The organism is Caulobacter vibrioides OR37 (assembly GCF_000372645.1).
GTDB classification, from domain to species: domain Bacteria; phylum Pseudomonadota; class Alphaproteobacteria; order Caulobacterales; family Caulobacteraceae; genus Caulobacter; species Caulobacter vibrioides_E.
Map to the genome: position 1 here is coordinate 18,058 of NZ_APMP01000009.1, position 15,728 is coordinate 33,785.

Here is a 15,728-nt window from a genome sequence, read left to right on the forward strand (position 1 = left end):
CAGATTTGGCCGCTTCGCCCCTCCCCGACACCGCTCCCGCGCAAGACCTGGCCCGCGTCATCGTCACCAAGGTCTTCGTGCGCGGCCTGAAGGTCGACGCCCAGATCGGCGTCTACGACCACGAGCACGGCCGCGCCCAGCCGCTGCTCGTCGATGTCGAGCTGGACGTGGCCGCCAGCCACTGCGAGCGCCTGCCCGACACGGTGAACTACGAGATGATCGGCGAGGCCGCCCGCGCCATCGCCGCCCAGGGCCATGTCGACCTGGTCGAGACCTTCGCCGAGCGCCTGGCCCAGGCCTGCTTCTTCGACCACCGCGTGACCCGCGCCCGGGTGCGGGTCGAAAAGCCTCTGGCCCTGGCCCCGCACGCGGCCGCCGCCGGCGTCGAGATCACCGCCGTCCGGAGCTAGGGCTTGGAGATCCGTCACGCCGCCCGGCTCGCTCCGTTCCAGCCCGAAACGGTCTGGAGCCTGGAGGCCGGAACGCTGGTGGAGACCCGTGGCCCGCGAAGCCGCCGCTTCCCGCTGTCCAGCCTGACCCGCTACAGACTCGCCGCCGAAGCCGGCGGCGGGCGGCGGCGCAGCCTGTTGGTCACCTTCGGGCGGCGGCGCTTGGTGATCGTCTCGCAAAGCTATCTGGCCCCCGGCCGGTTCGAGGATCGGCTCGCCAGCTTCTCGATCCTGGCCCGGGCGATCGCGGCGGTGGGGGCGGACCTCGCTCCTCGCGCCCGGTTCGGCCTGGCGCGGTTCGAGGCGCGGACGGCCCTCACGTGGGTGATGGGTCTGATGGCGTTCGGCGCGATCGCCACGCTGCTGTTCTCGCTGACCGCCGGCATGGCCGCCGTCGGGATCGACATGGCCGCGAGGATGAGCTTCGCGCTGTTCCTGATCCTGGCCGCCTTGCCATGGCTGAGCCGAGGCCAGCCCTTCGATCCGCGCGATCCGCCCAGCGACCTGCTGCCCTGATCGAGAAAACCCCGACCGCCGAGGCGGCCGGGGCGCGAGAGGCGCGGGTAAAGGTTGGCGCGCGCGCGATCAGCGCGGCATCAGCACTGAGTCGATGACGTGAATGACGCCATTGCTGGCGGCGACGTCCGTGGCGGCGACGGTGCTCTGGCCGCCCTTCTCGTCGGTGATCACGACCTTGCCGGCCTTGACCGCGGCCTTGAACTCGCAACCGCCGACGGTCTTGATCGTGTAGGCGCCGCCGTGCGCCTTGATGGCCGCGACGAGATCCTTGGCCTCGACCTTGCCGGCCACCACGTGGCAGGTGAGAATCTTGGTCAGGGTCGCCTTGTTCTCCGGCTTCACCAGGGTCTCGACCGTGCCGGCCGGCAGCTTGGCGAAGGCGGCGTTGGTCGGGGCGAACACGGTGTAAGGACCCGGCGCCGACAGGGTGTCGACCAGGCCGGCGGCCTTGACGGCCGTGACCAGGGTCGAGAAATCGGCGTTGCCGGCGGCGACGCCGACGATGTTGGGGGCGTGGTCGCCGGCCAGGGCGGGCGCGGCGAAGGTGGTGGCGGCGAGCGCCAGAGCGGCGGCGCCGCCCAGAATCGAACGCGTCATAGTCAGGACCTCATGCTTTGGGGTGAGCCTTGGCTCGGGGGTGTCGACGGCGCGCTGTCGATGACTTCTACGGTCCTCCCCCGGCCCCGGACGAAAGACGGACCATGACTCTTTGGTAATCTTCTTCTTCGCCATCGCGTCGCTCCGCCGATGACTGCGCCTTCATGACGCGGGCTTCATTTGCATCCCGGGCCGTTCAGCGCGACGATCGAGAAACGTCGTTCTTCCAAGGCTCAGAAGTGACCGACCCCATCGCCGACCCCGCCGTTCCGCCGCGACTGCAGGACGACAAGACCCTGCCCCTGATCATCTACGTGCTGCTGATCGCCGGACCGGTGACGGGCGTCAGCCACGTGGTCGCGGTGATCCTGGCCTATATCAGCCGCAAGGACGCCCCGGACTGGCTGGCCAGCCACTACCAGTTCCAGATCCGCACCTTCTGGCTGTCGCTGCTGTTCTGGACGATCGCCGCCATCCTGACCCCGGTGGGCGTCGGCGTCGTGCTGTTCGTCGCCGTCGGTCTGTGGATCATCGTCCGGGCCATCGTCGGCCTTTCCAACCTGCTGAAGGGCCAGCCCTATCCCACGCCCAAGAACTGGATGCTGTAAGCCATGACCGATCTCGCCGCCGAACAACCGTCCGGCCCGCCCACCGGCGCCGCCGAGGAGGAGAAGGTTCTCCCCGCCATCGTCTATGGCCTCTACCTGCTGGGCTTCACCAACGGCCTGACCTTCATCGCCGGCCTGATCGTCGCCTATGTGAACCGTGACACGGCCGGACCGATCAACGAGAGCCATTTCACCTTCGCCATCCGCACCTTCTGGATGGCGATCGCCTGGTTCCTGCTGGGGATGGCGATCCTGCTGGTCGGGATCGTGCTGTCGATCGTGCTGATCGGCATTCCGCTGATGGTGCTCGGCGGAACCATCCTTTGCGCGGTCGGCCTCTGGTTCGTGACGCGCTGCATCCTGGGCATCTACTATCTGTCGCGCGGCGAGGCTTATCCACGTCCGCGCGCGTGGTTGGTTTAAGGGCGCCCGGCCCGTCCGGCGCCCGCCGAGCCATCAGATGACTTGAGCGCTTCCCCCGTCGGTTGAGACGGCTCGACGGCGCGTCGGGTCTGAGATGAGCTGCGCGGTCTGGCGGTGGGAATGCTCCGGTGGGGGAGTGGCGCCCATTCTTGGGTACGTCTGGGGGGACGTGATGCTGGCGCGAGTGGTTGGGATCATCTTGGGGCTGATCCTGGCGAGTTCGGGATACGTGGTGGCGGGCTGGGGCTCGCTGGGGAACTGGGCCGCGCATCTCGATCTCGGACCGCTCGAGCCATATCGGACCAACGCCGGCGTGGCGGCGGCGATCGTGGGCGGGGCGCTCATCGTCGCCGCCCTGTCGCCGCGCCGCGAACCCAAGAAGCCGAGGCGCGCGCCCATGGCGCTCGGCCTGGACCTGGAACCGGAACCCCAGACCAAGACCGCCCCGCCCGAACCCGCGCCCGTCCCTCCAGCCCCCATGGCCGCGCCGATCATGGAGACCGCCGCGCCGCCGCCCCAGCCGCCGCGCGCCCTGACCTTCGCCGAGCAGCGCGCGCGCCTGGTCTCGCTGAGCCGCTCGGAGTCCTGGGCCGAGGCGGCGCGCGCCCTGAACGCCATGAAGTCCCTCGCCCGCACCGACGAGGAGCTGGCGATCCTGCATCGCGATCTCGGGGACTTCGCGCGCGGCCAGGGCAATCTGGACAGCGCCGCCGAGGCCTATGAGACCGCCGTCGGCCACGCCCGCCAGGTTTGTCATGACCGCCCCTCCGACGAAGCCTCGGAACTGCTGGCCGGCGCGCTGTCGGGGGTGGGCGACGTCGCCGAGGCCGAGGGCCGCCTGGACGCCGCCCTGGCCGCCTTCGAGGAGGCCTTGGCTCTGCGCCGCGCGCGCGGCGGCCGCGAGGCCGGCGATCCGAACGCCCAACGCGCCCTTTCGGTGAACCTGGAGCGCCTGGCGGACCTGCGCGAGGATCGCGGCCACCGGATGCGCGCCCTGGACCTTTACCGCGAAAGCTATGACATCGCCGGCCGCCTCGCCGCCGCCGACCCAGCCCGCTTCGGTCCGGACCTGGCGGCGACCCGCACGCGCCTCAACGAACTGGAAGCCAAGATCTCGAGCTGAGGCCCGCCGGATTATTCCCACAAGTTTTTATGACGGGCTTCCGCGCCGCCTCCGCGCGCCACCATACTCGAAATTCGATAGTGTCGCCTAAAGGCCGCCTAGGAGACCCCCACAGCCATACCCCTGCTTCTCTTTCTTGCTTGAATAGATTAAATCTATTCCAACGAGAAGATTTATCAATTTGATCAATTGAAAAGCGCCGCGCTAAAAGGGCGCATCCTTTTCCAACGGAGCGTCTCATGTCGCTGATCAACACCGAGATCAAACCCTTCACCGCCCAGGCCTACAAGGACGGCAAGTTCGTCACGGTCAGCGAAGCGGACACCAAGGGCAAGTGGTCGGTCTTCTTCTTCTATCCGGCCGACTTCACCTTCGTCTGCCCGACGGAACTGGAAGACCTGGCCGACAACTACGACACGTTCCAGAAGCTGGGCGTCGAGATCTACGCCGTGTCGACCGACACGCACTTCTCGCACAAGGCCTGGCACGACAGCTCGCCGGCCATCGGCAAGATCAAGTACACGATGATCGGCGATCCGTCGGGCCAAGTGACCAACAACTTCGAGATCATGCGCCCGGGCATCGGCCTGGCCGACCGCGGCACCTTCCTGGTCGACCCGCAAGGCGTGATCCAGTTCCTGGAAGTCACCGCCGAAGGCATCGGCCGCAACGCCGCCGAACTGATCCGCAAGGTCAAGGCCGCCCAGTACGTGGCCTCGCACCCGGGCGAAGTCTGCCCGGCCAAGTGGGAAGAGGGTGAGAAGACCCTCGCCCCCTCGCTCGACCTCGTCGGCAAGATCTAAGACCTGAACGATCCCGCGCCGCCGCTCTTCGGAGGGCGGCGGCGCATCCCCTTCCGATCGTTCGCCGCGTTCGATCGCTCTCCCCCCCGACAATCGAACGTTCCTTTCACTCCCCCAGCCTCCCAGGGAGCCCCTCATGCTGGACGCCGGTCTGAAGACCCAACTGAGCACCTATCTGCAGAACCTGCGCCAGCCGATCGAACTGGTCGCCACGCTGGACGACTCGGCCGGTTCGGCCGAGATGAAGGCGCTGCTGGAAGACATCGTCGCCACCTCGGACAAGGTCAGCCTGAACCTGACCGGCGACGACGCCCGCAAGCCCTCGTTCGCCATCACCCGCGCCGCCAATGACGCCGATGTGCGCTTCGCCGGCCTGCCGCTGGGCCACGAATTCACCTCGCTGGTGCTGGCCCTGCTGCACGTCGGCGGCCACCCGCCGCGCCTCGACGCCGAGGTGATCGAGCGCATCAAGGCGCTGGACGGCGACTATCGCTTCGAGACCTATTTCTCGCAGTCGTGCCAGAACTGCCCCGACGTGGTGCAGGCCTTGAACACGATGAGCGCCCTCAACCCGCGCATCCGTCACGTCGCCATCGACGGCGCCCTGTTCAAGGCCGAGGTCGAGGCCCGCGAGGTCATGGCCGTGCCGACCATCCTGCTGAACGGCCAACCCTTCGGCCAGGGCCGCATGGACGTCGAGCAGATCCTGGCCAAGCTGGACGTCGGCGCCGCCGACCGCATGGCCGACAAGATCAAGGCCAAGGACGCCTTCGACGTGCTGGTGATCGGCGGCGGCCCGGCCGGCGCCGCGGCCGCGGTCTACGCCGCCCGCAAGGGCATCCGCACGGGTGTCGCGGCCGAGCGCTTCGGCGGCCAGGTGCTGGACACTATGGACATCGAGAACTTCATCTCGGTGCCCCACACCGAGGGCCCGAAAATGGCCTCGGCGCTGGAACAGCACGTCAAGGACTACGACGTCGACATCATGAACCTGCAGAAGGCCGTCGGCCTGGTCCCGGCCAAGACCGCCGGCGGGCTGATCGAGGTCAAGCTCGAGAACGGCGCCAGCCTGAAGTCGCGCACCGTGATCCTGTCGACCGGCGCCCGCTGGCGGAACGTCAACGTGCCCGGCGAGGCCGAGTACAAGAACAAGGGCGTGGCCTATTGCCCGCACTGCGACGGCCCGCTGTTCAAGGGCAAGCGCGTGGCGGTGATCGGCGGCGGCAACAGCGGCGTCGAGGCGGCCATCGACCTGGCCGGCATCGTGGCCCACGTGACCCTGATCGAGTTCGACAGCCAGCTGCGCGCCGACGCCGTCCTGCAACGCAAGCTGGCCAGCCTGCCGAACGTCAAGATCGTCACCTCGGCCATGACCACCGAGATCCACGGCGAGAACGGCAAGGTCTCGGGCCTGTCCTACAAGGACCGCAACCACGACAGCGTCCACCGCGTGGACCTGGAAGGCGTCTTCGTCCAGATCGGCCTGGTGCCCAACACCGAGTGGCTGAAGGACAGCGGCGTCGCCCTGACCCCGCGCGGCGAGATCGAGGTCGACTATCGCGGCGAAACCTCGATCCCCGGCGTCTTCGCCGCCGGCGACGCGACGACCACGCCCTACAAGCAGATCATCATCGCCATGGGCGAAGGCGCGAAGGCCTCGCTGTCGGCCTTCGACTATCTGATCCGCCAGGTCCCGGCGGACGAGGCGGCGGCGGCGTAACGGCGTCTGGCGTCCGACAGCTTGAAGGCCGCCCAAGGCTCCTTGGGCGGCCTTCTTCGTGGACCCTTACGTCAAACCGTCACGCCTGGGCGATACTGCGACGCTCTGATTTCGGAGTTCGCCCATGCTGCCCCTGTTCGCCGCCCTGGCGGTCGCCGCCGCCCCCTGCCCCTCCAGCGACGAGAGCGCCGCTTGCGTCCGCCAGCGCATGGACGCCTTGCGGATGAACGACCTCCTGGCCGTGGGCACGCACAATTCCTACAAGCTGGCGATCCCGGCCGACGAGATGGCCGCCATGGTGGCCGCGCGCGGCCGCGAGGCGCTGAGCATCGATTACGGTCACCGCCCGCTGACGCAGCAGCTGGACGCCGGCGCCCGCCAGCTGGAGCTGGACGTGGTGGCCGACCCCGAGGGCGGGCGTTACGCCAAGCCGCTGACCGTGTTCGGCCACGGAACGACCCTGCCGCCGGCCGTGGCGGCGGCCCTGGCCAAGCCGGGCTTCAAGTCGATGCACATGCCCGACGTCGACTTCCGCGTCTCGTGCGTCGCCTTCGTGACCTGCCTGCGCGAGATCCGCGCCTGGTCGGACGCCCACCACGACCACGTGCCGATCATGATCCTGATCAACGCCAAGGACGACGGTCCCTCCATGCCCGGCGGCGTGGTCCCGCTGCGCTTCACCGAGGCCCTGTTCGACGCCCTGGACGCCGAGATCCGCTCGGTGTTCGGCGAGGACCGGCTGATCACCCCCGACCAGGTGCGCGGCAAGGCCGCCACCCTGCGCGAGGGCGTGCTGAAGACCGGCTGGGCCAAGCTGGCCGACGCGCGCGGCAAGGTGTTCTTCGCCCTGGACGAGGACCCCGACAAGATCGCGGTCTATCGCGGCAAGCGCGCCTCGCTGGAAGGCCGGGCGATGTTCGTCAACACCGACGAGGCCTCGCCGGCCGCCGCCTATCTGACGCTGAACGACCCGATCAAGGACCGGGCGCGCATCGCCGCCGCCGTCAAGGCCGGCTTCATGGTCCGCACCCGCGCCGACGAGGGCACCTGGGCCGCGCGCGACAACAATCCGCGCCAGCGCACGGCCGCCCTGACCAGCGGAGCGCAGTATGTCTCGAGCGACTATCTCTGGCCCGACCCGCGCTTTCCCGGAAACTACACCGTGCGCCTGACGGGCGGCGACGTGGCCGTCTGCAACCCGGTGCGCCAGCCCGCCGCCTGCGACAATCTGGCGATCGAGGCCCAGCCTGGCGCGCCGACGCGCGGCTACCTGCCGCCGGAAAAGCGTCCCGACCTGACCAGGATTCTCAGCGCCCCGCCCCAGCCCGGCTCGCCGCGCGCCCTGGCCGACGCGGCGATCTTCGACGAGAGCCGCGCCCTGAAGGACACCCCGCGCTGGAAGCGGGCGATCGACGACGTCGACGGTCCGCCCATGGGCCACTTCGAAGAGGTCCTGGGCCTGCGCCTGACGTCGGAGAACGCCCCGATCCTGACGGCTCTGCTGGAGCGGGCCGGCGACGATCGCTCGGTGGTCGGCGTCGCCAAGGACCACTGGGGGACCAAGCGTCCCTATATCGGCAAGGACGCCGCCCCGATCTGCGAGGCCAAGACCGCGCACCTGGCGGCCAATCCCGACTATCCGTCCGGCCACTCGACCTTCGGCGAGCACGCGGCGATGATCCTGGCCGAGGTGATCCCCGACCGCGCCGACGCCCTCTACGCGCGGGGGCGCGACTATGCCGACAGCCGTTGGGTCTGCGGCTCGCACAGCTACAGCGCCACCGAGGCCGGCGTGCAGTCGGGCGCGGTGATCTATGCGGCCGAGCACCGTTCGGAAACCTTCCGGCGCGACCTCGACATGGCCCGGGCGGAAGTCGCGGCGGCCATGGCGGATGCGGGTGTCAAGGCGCCGTAAGAAGGGCGTCAGCCGGGGCGGGTCTCGACCAGTTCCTCGATGAACAGCGCCATCAGCCCTGACTGGGATTTGACGGCCGCCTTGGCGTAGACCCTCGCCAGCTGGGCCCGGACGGTGCCCGGAGCCGCGCCGCGCAAGGCGGCGATCTCGGCGACGTCGCAGCCCTTCAGCGCGAAGAGCGCGACATCGGCCTCGGCCGCCGTCAGCCGCCATTCGGCGAAGCGCAGGCGGACAAGGTCGGCCAGGGCGCCCTTGGACGCGGCGACGGCGGCCTCGTCCTGGCGGGCGCGCAGCGCCAGCCAGCGCACCTGGCCCGCGCCGAACAGCACGCCGACGAGGAGCGCCACGGCCGCGCCGCCCTCGGCGACGAGATGCGCGCCCGGCCCGTCGGCGCGCAGGTCGCCGGCGAAGTCCACGAGAAAGAAAAGGGTCGCGGCCAGCTGCAGGATCACGATGACCGCGATCATCGTGATCCTGTGCTCGAGGGCGCGCCGGCGACTGTTCATCGCCGGACTTTTAGCGCCGCCCCGGAAGCATCGCCAAGACAATCCGCCGGCCGCTCCGCCGCGTCTCGAAGACCACGCCGGCGATGTGCAGGACGATCAGGACGTAGAGCAGGTTCACCGCCGCCTCGTGGACTTCGGCCAGGGGACCTTCCTCTTCGCGACCCTCGCCGGCCTCCTCGCGTTCGCCGGTCTCTTCGCGTTCGCCAGTCGCTTCGCGTTCGGGGGGCTCCCGGTCGAGTGTCGCGGCGGCGACGGGACGAGCGTCCGTCGCCGCGCGGGGCTTGTCGGGCGCGGCGACCATCAGAACGCCGGTGACGACGATGGCGGCCAGCGTGCTCCAGATCGCGTAGACCATCAGCGCGCCCAACGGATTGTGCGAGGCGTGCTCGCTTCGACGGCCCTCGGCGATCTCCCGGATATGATCCAGGGCCCGGCCCGGGCTGGGCGGAAAGGCCGAGAACCGCGCCTCCGGCGGACCGATCACGCCCCAGAGCAGGCGCAGGGCCAGGGTCGCGGCCAGGGCGTAGCCGACCCACACGTGGGCTCCGGATCCTTCCTCGGTGATCAAGCCGTTGGCCAGGATGGCCCCGACGATGGTCCAGTGGGTCAGCTTGACGACCGGGTCCCAGCGGCGAGGCGCGGCCGTGACCGAGGTTTCGGCCTCAGTCGCGGTCATGACGCTTTTCCCCGCGATGGTCGTCGTCGCGCCGGTCGCGGTCGCGATCGTCGTCCCGCCGCGTCTTGCTCGCGCCGGCCGCCTGGGGCTGGTTGGCGGGCTTGGCCTTGGCCGACGGGGACGAAGGAGCGGCGGGCGGGCGCGGCTTGTCTGTCGAGGGTCTGGCCTCGTCGGCCAGGGCCGTCGTCGCGAGGAACAAGGTCAAGGCGGCGCCGACGAGGGCCGCGCGGGGGTGATGGTTCATGAGGACTTCTCCCGTGTCGAGAACGAGAGAAGCGATGCGCCGGGCGGGGCGGCGCGACCATGGGCGGGCGGCTTACGCCCCCGCCCATAAGCCCGTGCTTACGCCTCGGCCATCGCCTGGCCGCGCACCAGGGCCGCGTAGGTGTCCATCAGGTCCAGCGACAGCTTGCCGGGGGTGAACGTGAACTCGCCCACTTCCGACACCGGCGTGACCTCGGCGGCGGTGCCGACGATGAAGCACTCGGTGAAGCCCGAGAGCTCTTCCTTCTGGATATGGCGCTCGATCACCGCGATCCCCTTGCCCTTGGCGATGTCGATCACCGTGCGGCGGGTGATGCCATCGAGGAAGCAGTCGGGCTTGGGCGTGTGCAGCACGCCGTCCTTGACGAAGAACACGTTGGCGCCGGTCGCCTCGGCCACGTAGCCGCGATAGTCCAGCATCATCGCGTCGGCATAGCCGTCCTTCTCGGCGGCGTGCTTGGAGATGGTGCAGATCATGTAGAGACCGGCGGCCTTGGCGGCGACCGGGGCGGTCTTCGGGTCCGGACGCTGATACTTGGCCCAGGTGAGGCGGATGCCCTTGGCCTTGGTCGCCGGGTCGAAATACGACGGCCACTCCCAGACGGCGATGGCCACGTGGATCTTCGTCTGCTGCGCCGAAACGCCGATCATTTCGCTGCCGCGCCAGGCGATCGGACGAACGTAGCAATCCGTGAGGCCGTTCTTGGCCGCGGTCGCCTTGCAGGCCTCGTCAATCTCGGCCACCGTGTACGGGATCTTGAAGTCGAGGATCTCGGCCGACTTGAACAGGCGCTCGGTATGCTCGGTCAGCTTGAAAATCTCGCCGCCGTACATCCGCTCGCCCTCGAACACGGAGGAGGCGTAGTGAAGGCCGTGCGTGAGTACGTGCACCTTCGCCTCGCGCCAGGGAACGAACTGGCCGTCCAGCCAGATCCATCCATCACGATCGTCGAAGGGAACCAGAGACATCGGCCCAAGACCTCCTTATTGAGAACCCGGCCCTTAGACGCCCCGGGGGCGGACGCGTCAAATAAAATGGACTCCTCGCGATGATAGCGCCGCTGCAGCCTGGTTCGGACGACCCCCGTCTGATCCTCCGCGAGGAGGAACTCGACGGCGGCCTGGAGCTGATCCTGCTGGCGGAGGCCTCGCTGTGGGCGGCGGTCGACGCGGCGCTGGAGAGCGAAGGCCTGGGCCGCTCGCACTGGCGAGCGACGTTCCTGCTGCGCCGTCGGCCCGGCATCGGGGTGCAGGACCTGTCCAGGCTGACCAGCCTGTCGAAGCAGGCCGCCAGCCGCACCCTGGCCGACCTGGAGAAGGCGGGCCTGGTCGAACGCCTCTCCGGCGACCTGGACGGCCGGCGGCGGCCGGCCAGCCTCACGCCCGAGGGCATGGCGTTCGAGCAGCGCACCGCCGAGCGTCTGCGCGCCCTGCTGGCCCGGGCCTATCGCACCGGCGGCCTCGACGGCGTGGCCGGCGCGCGGCGGATCCTGGCGGCCCTGGCCGGTCCCCGCCAGGGCGTCGGGGCGGCGCGACGGACCGTGTCATGACGCCCGAAGAGCGCCGCGAACGCCACATCCTGGTCGTCGACGACGACGATCGCCTGCGCAAGCTGATCAAGGAATTCCTCGGCCGGGCCGGATTCCGCGTCACCGCCGCCTCGAACGCGGCCGGGGCCGACCGGCTGTTCGAGGCCCTGGATTTCGACCTGATGGTCCTGGACGTGATGATGCCCGGCGAGGACGGCTACGCCTTCACCAAGCGCCTTCGGTCCAAGGGCGGCGAGAGCGGCCGCACGCCGATCCTGATGCTGACCGCGCGCGACCAGACCGCCGACCGCATCGAGGGCCTGTCCAGCGGCGTCGACGACTATCTGGGCAAGCCGTTCGAGCCCCAGGAGCTGCTGCTGCGCATCGAGGCGATCCTGCGCCGCTCGACCGCCCGGCCGACGGGGCCGAAGGCGGCGCTGTCGCTGGGCCGCTGCGCGTTCGAGCCCGAGCGCGGCGAACTGACCTGCGACGGCGAGACCGTGCGCCTGACCGAGGCCGAGGTCACGCTGCTGCGCCGCCTGGCCCGCGCCGCCCACGAACCCGTCGACCGTCTGGAACTGGCGCGCGACACCGCCGACGCCACCGGCCGGGCCGTGGACGTGCAGGTCACGCGCCTGCGCCGCAAGATCGAGCCGGACCCGAAGAACCCCCGCTATCTGCAGACCGTGCGCGGGGTGGGATACAGGCTGGCGCCGGATTGACGGATGCGCCTTCGCACCAGGCTCTACATCCCTCGCGTCATCAAGCGTCTGCTGCCGACCTCGCTGTTCGGACGCAGCCTGCTGATCATCATCCTGCCCGTGGCGGTGATGCAGATCGCCGTGACCTGGGCGTTCTTCGACGCGCACTGGCAGGCGGTGACGTCCAAGCTTTCGGAGGGGCTGGCCGGCGACATCGCCTGGGCGGTGCAGTCCTACGAGGACGATCCCAGCCCCGCCGCGGTCGAGAAGCTGGCCAAGCGGGCCGAGGACTCGATGTCGCTGTCGATCGCCTTCCAGAAGGGCCGCAAGCTGCCGACCGGCCACCGCCCGTCGCTGTTCGCGGCGCTGGACCGCTCGCTGCAGCACGCGCTGGAGGACCGGCTCGACAACCCGTTCTGGTTCGATACGACCCGCTATACGGCCTATATCGACATCCGCGTCCAGGTTCAGGGCGGGGTCTTGCAGATCTACGCCCTGCGTGATCGCGCCTACGCGACCCAGGGCCATATCTTCATCCTGTGGATGGTGGTGGCGACGCTGCTGCTGACGGCGGTGGCGATCCTGTTCATCCGCAACCAGGTGCGCGCCATCGAGCGCCTGGCCGACGCCGCCGACGCCTTTGGCCGGGGCGAGGACAACGACTTCAAGCCGCATGGCGCGCGCGAGGTGCGCCAGGCCGCCCAGGCCTTCCTGGCGATGAAGGCCCGGATCGTCCGCCACATCGAGCAGCGCACGGCCCTGCTGGCCAGCGTCAGCCACGATCTGCGCACGCCGCTGACCCGGCTGAAGCTGGAAATGGCCTTGTCGGAGCCCAGCGAGCAGATCGAGGCCATGAAGGGCGATCTGGCCGAGATGGAGCACATGATCGACGAGTACCTGGCCTTCGCGCGCGGCGAGGGCGGCGAGGCCGCCCAGGTCGTCGATCTGGCCGAGCTGGTCGAGGGGGTCGTGGCCTCGGCCGAGCGCGCCGGCGCGGCGATCGAGACCCAGATCGCGCCGGGGCTGGAGGCGCGCCTGCGACCGCTGGCCTTCCGCCGGGCGCTGGCCAACCTGATCGACAACGGCCTGGCCCACGCCCGCCATGTTCGCGTCAGCGTCGCGCCGCGCCTGACCGGCGGGGTCGAGATCGCCGTCGACGACGACGGGCCGGGCATCCCCGAGGATCGCTACGAGGAGGCCTTCAAGCCGTTCTCGCGCCTCGACGAGAGCCGGAACCAGAACGAGAAGGGCGTGGGCCTGGGCCTGGCCATCGCGCGGGACATGGCTCGCGGCCTGGGCGGCGACCTGGTGCTGGCGCGGTCGGCGCTGGGCGGTCTGAGGGCGTCGATCCGTCTGCCGGGATAAGCCGTAGATCCTCCCCCGCGCCGCGGGGGAGGATCTAGAACCCCGCGCCGATCTTGCCGAGCTGCTCGGCCATCTGCTTCAGGCGCTTGTCGAGCTCGGCCATGGTGCGGTTGAGGGCGCCTTCATCGTCGCGCCAGACCTGGACGGCGCGGGCCCAGACAGCGGTCATCGCCGCCAGGCGCGCGGCGGTGGCCTCGACGCCGGCGGCTTCGAGGATGGCGCGGGCGGTCTTGGGAAACCGGATCACCGCCAGCAGCGGACCGTCGGCCTTGGCGATGGCGATCAGCGCCGCGCGGTGCGGCTCCATCGCCTCGAGGCGCGCCATGGCCGCGTCGAACAGGCGATCGTGGACCGGCGCGCTTTCGGCATAGTCGACGCCGAGGGCCGCGCGGTCGAAGCGAGCCGACAGATGGGCCAGCACGCCGCGCTTGCTATCGGCGGCGACGTAGAGCTCGGCGAACGGAACCTCGGCCTTGGCGGCGATGTCGCGCAGGGCGATGGCCGGCCAGGGCCGGTCGGCCGCCAGGGCCAGGGCGGCGGCGGCGGCGCGGTCGAGAATATCCTCTCGGAGGGGCGAAGCGGCGGTCATGAGAGTCACATGGTCGCCGAAAGCGACGAGAGCAAGACAGTCAGCCGCCCAGTTCCTTCGAACGGGTCACGGCGGCCTCCAGCGCCTTGGGCAGCAGGTCGCCAAACCCGCCCTCGCCCATCAGCACCGACAGCGCCGCCGCCGTCGTGCCGCCGGGCGAGGTCACCTGCTTGCGCAGCTCGGCCGGCTCCTCGCCGCCCCGCGCCATCAGGGCCGCCGCGCCGATGATGGTCGCCCGCGCCAGCTTGGCGCTGTCGGCCGCGTCCAGGCCCTGGGCGGCGCCGGCGGCCTCCAGCGCCTCGACGAAGGCGTAGAGATAGGCCGGCGCCGAGCCCGAGACGGCCGTCGCCGCGTGCATCAGGTCCTCGTTTGGCAGGTCGACCACGGTCGCCACCGGCGCGAACAGGGCGTGAGCCGCCGCTCGCGCGTCGGCGTCGTCGGCGAAGATCGACGCCGTGCCTTGGCCGATCGCCACCGCCGTCGTCGGCATCACCCGCGCCACGCGCCGGCCGCCGAAGGCCTCGGCGATGTCGGCCGCGCGGACGCCGGCCGCGATCGAGACGATGATGGCGTCCGGGGCGAGATGGGGAACGACGTCCTTGACCGCCTCGCGCCAGATCTGCGGCTTCACGGCCAGCAGCACGGTCTTGGCCGCGCCCAGAGCCTCCGGCGCCGGATTGACCAGAGCGCCCTCGAAGGCGGCGGCGTCGATATTGGGATCACGGATGATCAGGTCGGCGGCGGCGAAGGCCCCCGCGTCGCGCCAGCCCTCGGCCAGGGCCCCGCCCATGCGGCCCGCGCCGAGAAGGAGAATGGGGGTCATAAGGATTACCTCTCGCAGCCCGCTCCTTCTCCCCTTGCGGGAGAAGGTGTCGCGAAGCGACGGATGAGGGGTCGCACAGCGGCGTCCATCAAGCCTATCGCGCGTCGAAGGCGAAGAAACCCCTCATCCGACCTGCTTCGCAGGCGACCTTCTCCCGCAAGGGGAGAAGGGAAGTCCAGCTTAAATCAGGCCTGCCCCACCGTCTCGAACATGCAGGCGGCCATGGCCTGGTCCGGGGTCTTGGCGCCCTGGAGCAGGAATTCGAACGCCGGGAAGAAGCGGTCGGCGGCTTCCACCGCCGCGTCGATCATCGAGGCGGCCTGGGCCATGGTCGGGCGCTCGCCGGCCGGCAGGGCCAGGGCGTGGCGGAACACCACCTCGCCATCCTCGGTCCAGACCTCGAAATGGCCCAGCCAGACGCGCTGGTTGATCAGGGCCAGGAGCTCGTAGGCGTTGGCGCGCTTGGATTTCGGGGCGCGGAGATCCAGCGACAGGCACAGCTGCAGGCAGTCGGCCTCGGGGCGCCAGGCGAACCACAGCTCGTAGTCCTTCCAGTCGCCCCGGAGCGCGAACGCCAGGTCGCCGTCCTCGGTGCGATCAAAGGTGAGATTTTCGGCCGACAGCACATGTTCGACCACCTCTAGGGGGTCGAGAGCCATCAGGACGTCGTCGTCTTCCGGTTGGGTGTCCATGAAAAACCTACGTCCCCGCCCGCGACGGCGGGGGTCGCCCCCGCCATGAATCGCTCACGTCCTAGGGGACACTAATCTGCTTCGTTGCGTTCGTCTCAACCCGCTTCACGTCCGGAGCGAGCGACGAATCACCTATTCGCCTGAACTCGCGGTTTTTTTGGCGGGCGTCTTCTTGGCCGCCTTCAGCGCCGTGACCTCTTCGCGCAACGCCGCGACCTCGGCCTTGAGGGCTTCGAAATCGTCGCGACGGATCAGGTCGAACTCAGCCGCCAGGCGGTCGGCCTGGGCCCGCATCGCGGTTTTCGCCTCTTCTCCGGCCGTTTGGGCGATGCCCATGGCCGCCTGGGTCAGCTTGGCGAATTCGTCGAGGAAGGGGTTCTGGCTATGCATGTCCGGTCCATGCCCGAGGAGGGGCGCGCCTTCTTA

19 protein-coding genes and 1 pseudogene are annotated in these 15,728 nt (G+C 69.6%); 11 read left to right on the forward strand and 9 right to left on the reverse strand.

The window, feature by feature from the left end:
* Positions 1–5 precede the first annotated feature (5 nt).
* Together folB and OR37_RS09395 are read left to right on the forward strand one after the other, a co-directional pair.
* The gene (gene folB, locus OR37_RS09390; protein ID WP_004618638.1) at positions 6–410 is read left to right on the forward strand and encodes a dihydroneopterin aldolase; all 405 of its coding nucleotides are present in this window, start codon (positions 6–8) and stop codon (positions 408–410) included.
* A 3-nt stretch (positions 411–413) separates the two neighbouring features.
* Complete coding sequence (locus OR37_RS09395; protein WP_004618640.1) at positions 414–965, forward strand: hypothetical protein; 552 nt, start codon at positions 414–416, stop codon at positions 963–965.
* 69 nt (positions 966–1,034) lie between these two features.
* Here the strand turns inward: OR37_RS09395 and OR37_RS09400 are convergent, their stop codons facing one another.
* Positions 1,035–1,565 (reverse strand): fasciclin domain-containing protein, encoded by a 531-nt coding sequence (locus OR37_RS09400; RefSeq protein WP_004618642.1) that lies wholly within the window; start codon positions 1,563–1,565, stop codon positions 1,035–1,037.
* A gap of 239 nt (positions 1,566–1,804) precedes the next feature.
* Here OR37_RS09400 and OR37_RS09405 point away from each other — a divergent pair, with 239 nt between their 5' ends.
* The 6 genes and pseudogenes from OR37_RS09405 to OR37_RS22085 all read left to right on the forward strand — a co-directional run.
* On the forward strand, positions 1,805–2,173 hold the full coding sequence (locus OR37_RS09405) for a DUF4870 family protein (RefSeq protein ID WP_004618644.1): 369 nt from the start codon (positions 1,805–1,807) through the stop codon (positions 2,171–2,173).
* Positions 2,174–2,176: 3 nt separating this feature from the next.
* A complete protein-coding gene (locus OR37_RS09410) occupies positions 2,177–2,596 on the forward strand; it encodes a DUF4870 family protein (protein WP_004618646.1) in 420 nt (139 codons plus the stop codon).
* A gap of 172 nt (positions 2,597–2,768) precedes the next feature.
* On the forward strand, positions 2,769–3,719 hold the full coding sequence (locus OR37_RS09415) for a hypothetical protein (RefSeq protein WP_004618648.1): 951 nt from the start codon (positions 2,769–2,771) through the stop codon (positions 3,717–3,719).
* Positions 3,720–3,958: 239 nt separating this feature from the next.
* Complete coding sequence (ahpC, locus tag OR37_RS09420; RefSeq protein WP_004618649.1) at positions 3,959–4,522, forward strand: alkyl hydroperoxide reductase subunit C; 564 nt, start codon at positions 3,959–3,961, stop codon at positions 4,520–4,522.
* Positions 4,523–4,658: 136 nt separating this feature from the next.
* Positions 4,659–6,242: an alkyl hydroperoxide reductase subunit F gene (ahpF, locus tag OR37_RS09425; protein ID WP_004618651.1), complete on the forward strand. Its 1,584-nt coding sequence runs from the start codon at positions 4,659–4,661 to the stop codon at positions 6,240–6,242.
* 124 nt (positions 6,243–6,366) lie between these two features.
* Positions 6,367–7,488, forward strand: a pseudogene (locus OR37_RS22085) (phosphatidylinositol-specific phospholipase C1-like protein); the annotation flags it as partial.
* Between the two features lie 677 nt (positions 7,489–8,165).
* Here the strand turns inward: OR37_RS22085 and OR37_RS09435 are convergent.
* The 4 genes from OR37_RS09435 to OR37_RS09450 form a co-directional block, all read right to left on the reverse strand.
* On the reverse strand, positions 8,166–8,663 hold the full coding sequence (locus tag OR37_RS09435; RefSeq protein ID WP_035017165.1) for a helix-turn-helix transcriptional regulator: 498 nt from the start codon (positions 8,661–8,663) through the stop codon (positions 8,166–8,168).
* A gap of 10 nt (positions 8,664–8,673) precedes the next feature.
* Entirely contained in the window at positions 8,674–9,339 is a 666-nt protein-coding gene (locus OR37_RS09440) for a cytochrome b/b6 domain-containing protein (protein WP_004618656.1), read from the reverse strand.
* Positions 9,326–9,583 carry a hypothetical protein gene (locus OR37_RS09445; protein ID WP_004618657.1) on the reverse strand — a complete coding sequence of 86 codons (258 nt, stop codon included), beginning with the start codon at positions 9,581–9,583 and terminating at the stop codon, positions 9,326–9,328. The genes OR37_RS09440 and OR37_RS09445 overlap by 14 nt, the downstream gene beginning before the upstream one ends.
* A gap of 98 nt (positions 9,584–9,681) precedes the next feature.
* The gene (locus OR37_RS09450) at positions 9,682–10,572 is read right to left on the reverse strand and encodes a branched-chain amino acid aminotransferase (protein ID WP_004618659.1); all 891 of its coding nucleotides are present in this window, start codon (positions 10,570–10,572) and stop codon (positions 9,682–9,684) included.
* Between the two features lie 80 nt (positions 10,573–10,652).
* On the opposite strand from OR37_RS09450, the gene OR37_RS09455 reads away from it, so the two are divergent.
* The 3 genes from OR37_RS09455 to OR37_RS09465 are packed head-to-tail and all read left to right on the forward strand — an operon-like array spanning position 10,653 to position 13,198.
* Entirely contained in the window at positions 10,653–11,153 is a 501-nt protein-coding gene (locus OR37_RS09455) for a MarR family winged helix-turn-helix transcriptional regulator (protein ID WP_004618661.1), read from the forward strand.
* Positions 11,150–11,854, forward strand: a complete 705-nt coding sequence (locus OR37_RS09460; RefSeq protein WP_004618662.1) for a response regulator — start codon at positions 11,150–11,152, stop codon at positions 11,852–11,854. The genes OR37_RS09455 and OR37_RS09460 overlap by 4 nt, the downstream gene beginning before the upstream one ends.
* Before the next feature lie 3 nt (positions 11,855–11,857).
* Complete coding sequence (locus OR37_RS09465; RefSeq protein ID WP_004618664.1) at positions 11,858–13,198, forward strand: ATP-binding protein; 1,341 nt, start codon at positions 11,858–11,860, stop codon at positions 13,196–13,198.
* A gap of 34 nt (positions 13,199–13,232) precedes the next feature.
* On the opposite strand, the gene OR37_RS09470 is transcribed toward OR37_RS09465, so the two are convergent.
* From OR37_RS09470 to OR37_RS09485, 4 genes are all read right to left on the reverse strand, one after another.
* A complete protein-coding gene (locus tag OR37_RS09470; RefSeq protein ID WP_004618666.1) occupies positions 13,233–13,787 on the reverse strand; it encodes a hypothetical protein in 555 nt (184 codons plus the stop codon).
* Between the two features lie 40 nt (positions 13,788–13,827).
* Positions 13,828–14,610 (reverse strand): pyrroline-5-carboxylate reductase, encoded by a 783-nt coding sequence (gene proC / locus OR37_RS09475; protein ID WP_004618668.1) that lies wholly within the window; start codon positions 14,608–14,610, stop codon positions 13,828–13,830.
* A gap of 185 nt (positions 14,611–14,795) precedes the next feature.
* Positions 14,796–15,302, reverse strand: a complete 507-nt coding sequence (locus OR37_RS09480) for a YbjN domain-containing protein (protein WP_004618671.1) — start codon at positions 15,300–15,302, stop codon at positions 14,796–14,798.
* 132 nt (positions 15,303–15,434) lie between these two features.
* Positions 15,435–15,692, reverse strand: a complete 258-nt coding sequence (locus tag OR37_RS09485; protein WP_004618673.1) for an accessory factor UbiK family protein — start codon at positions 15,690–15,692, stop codon at positions 15,435–15,437.
* Positions 15,693–15,728 lie beyond the last annotated feature (36 nt).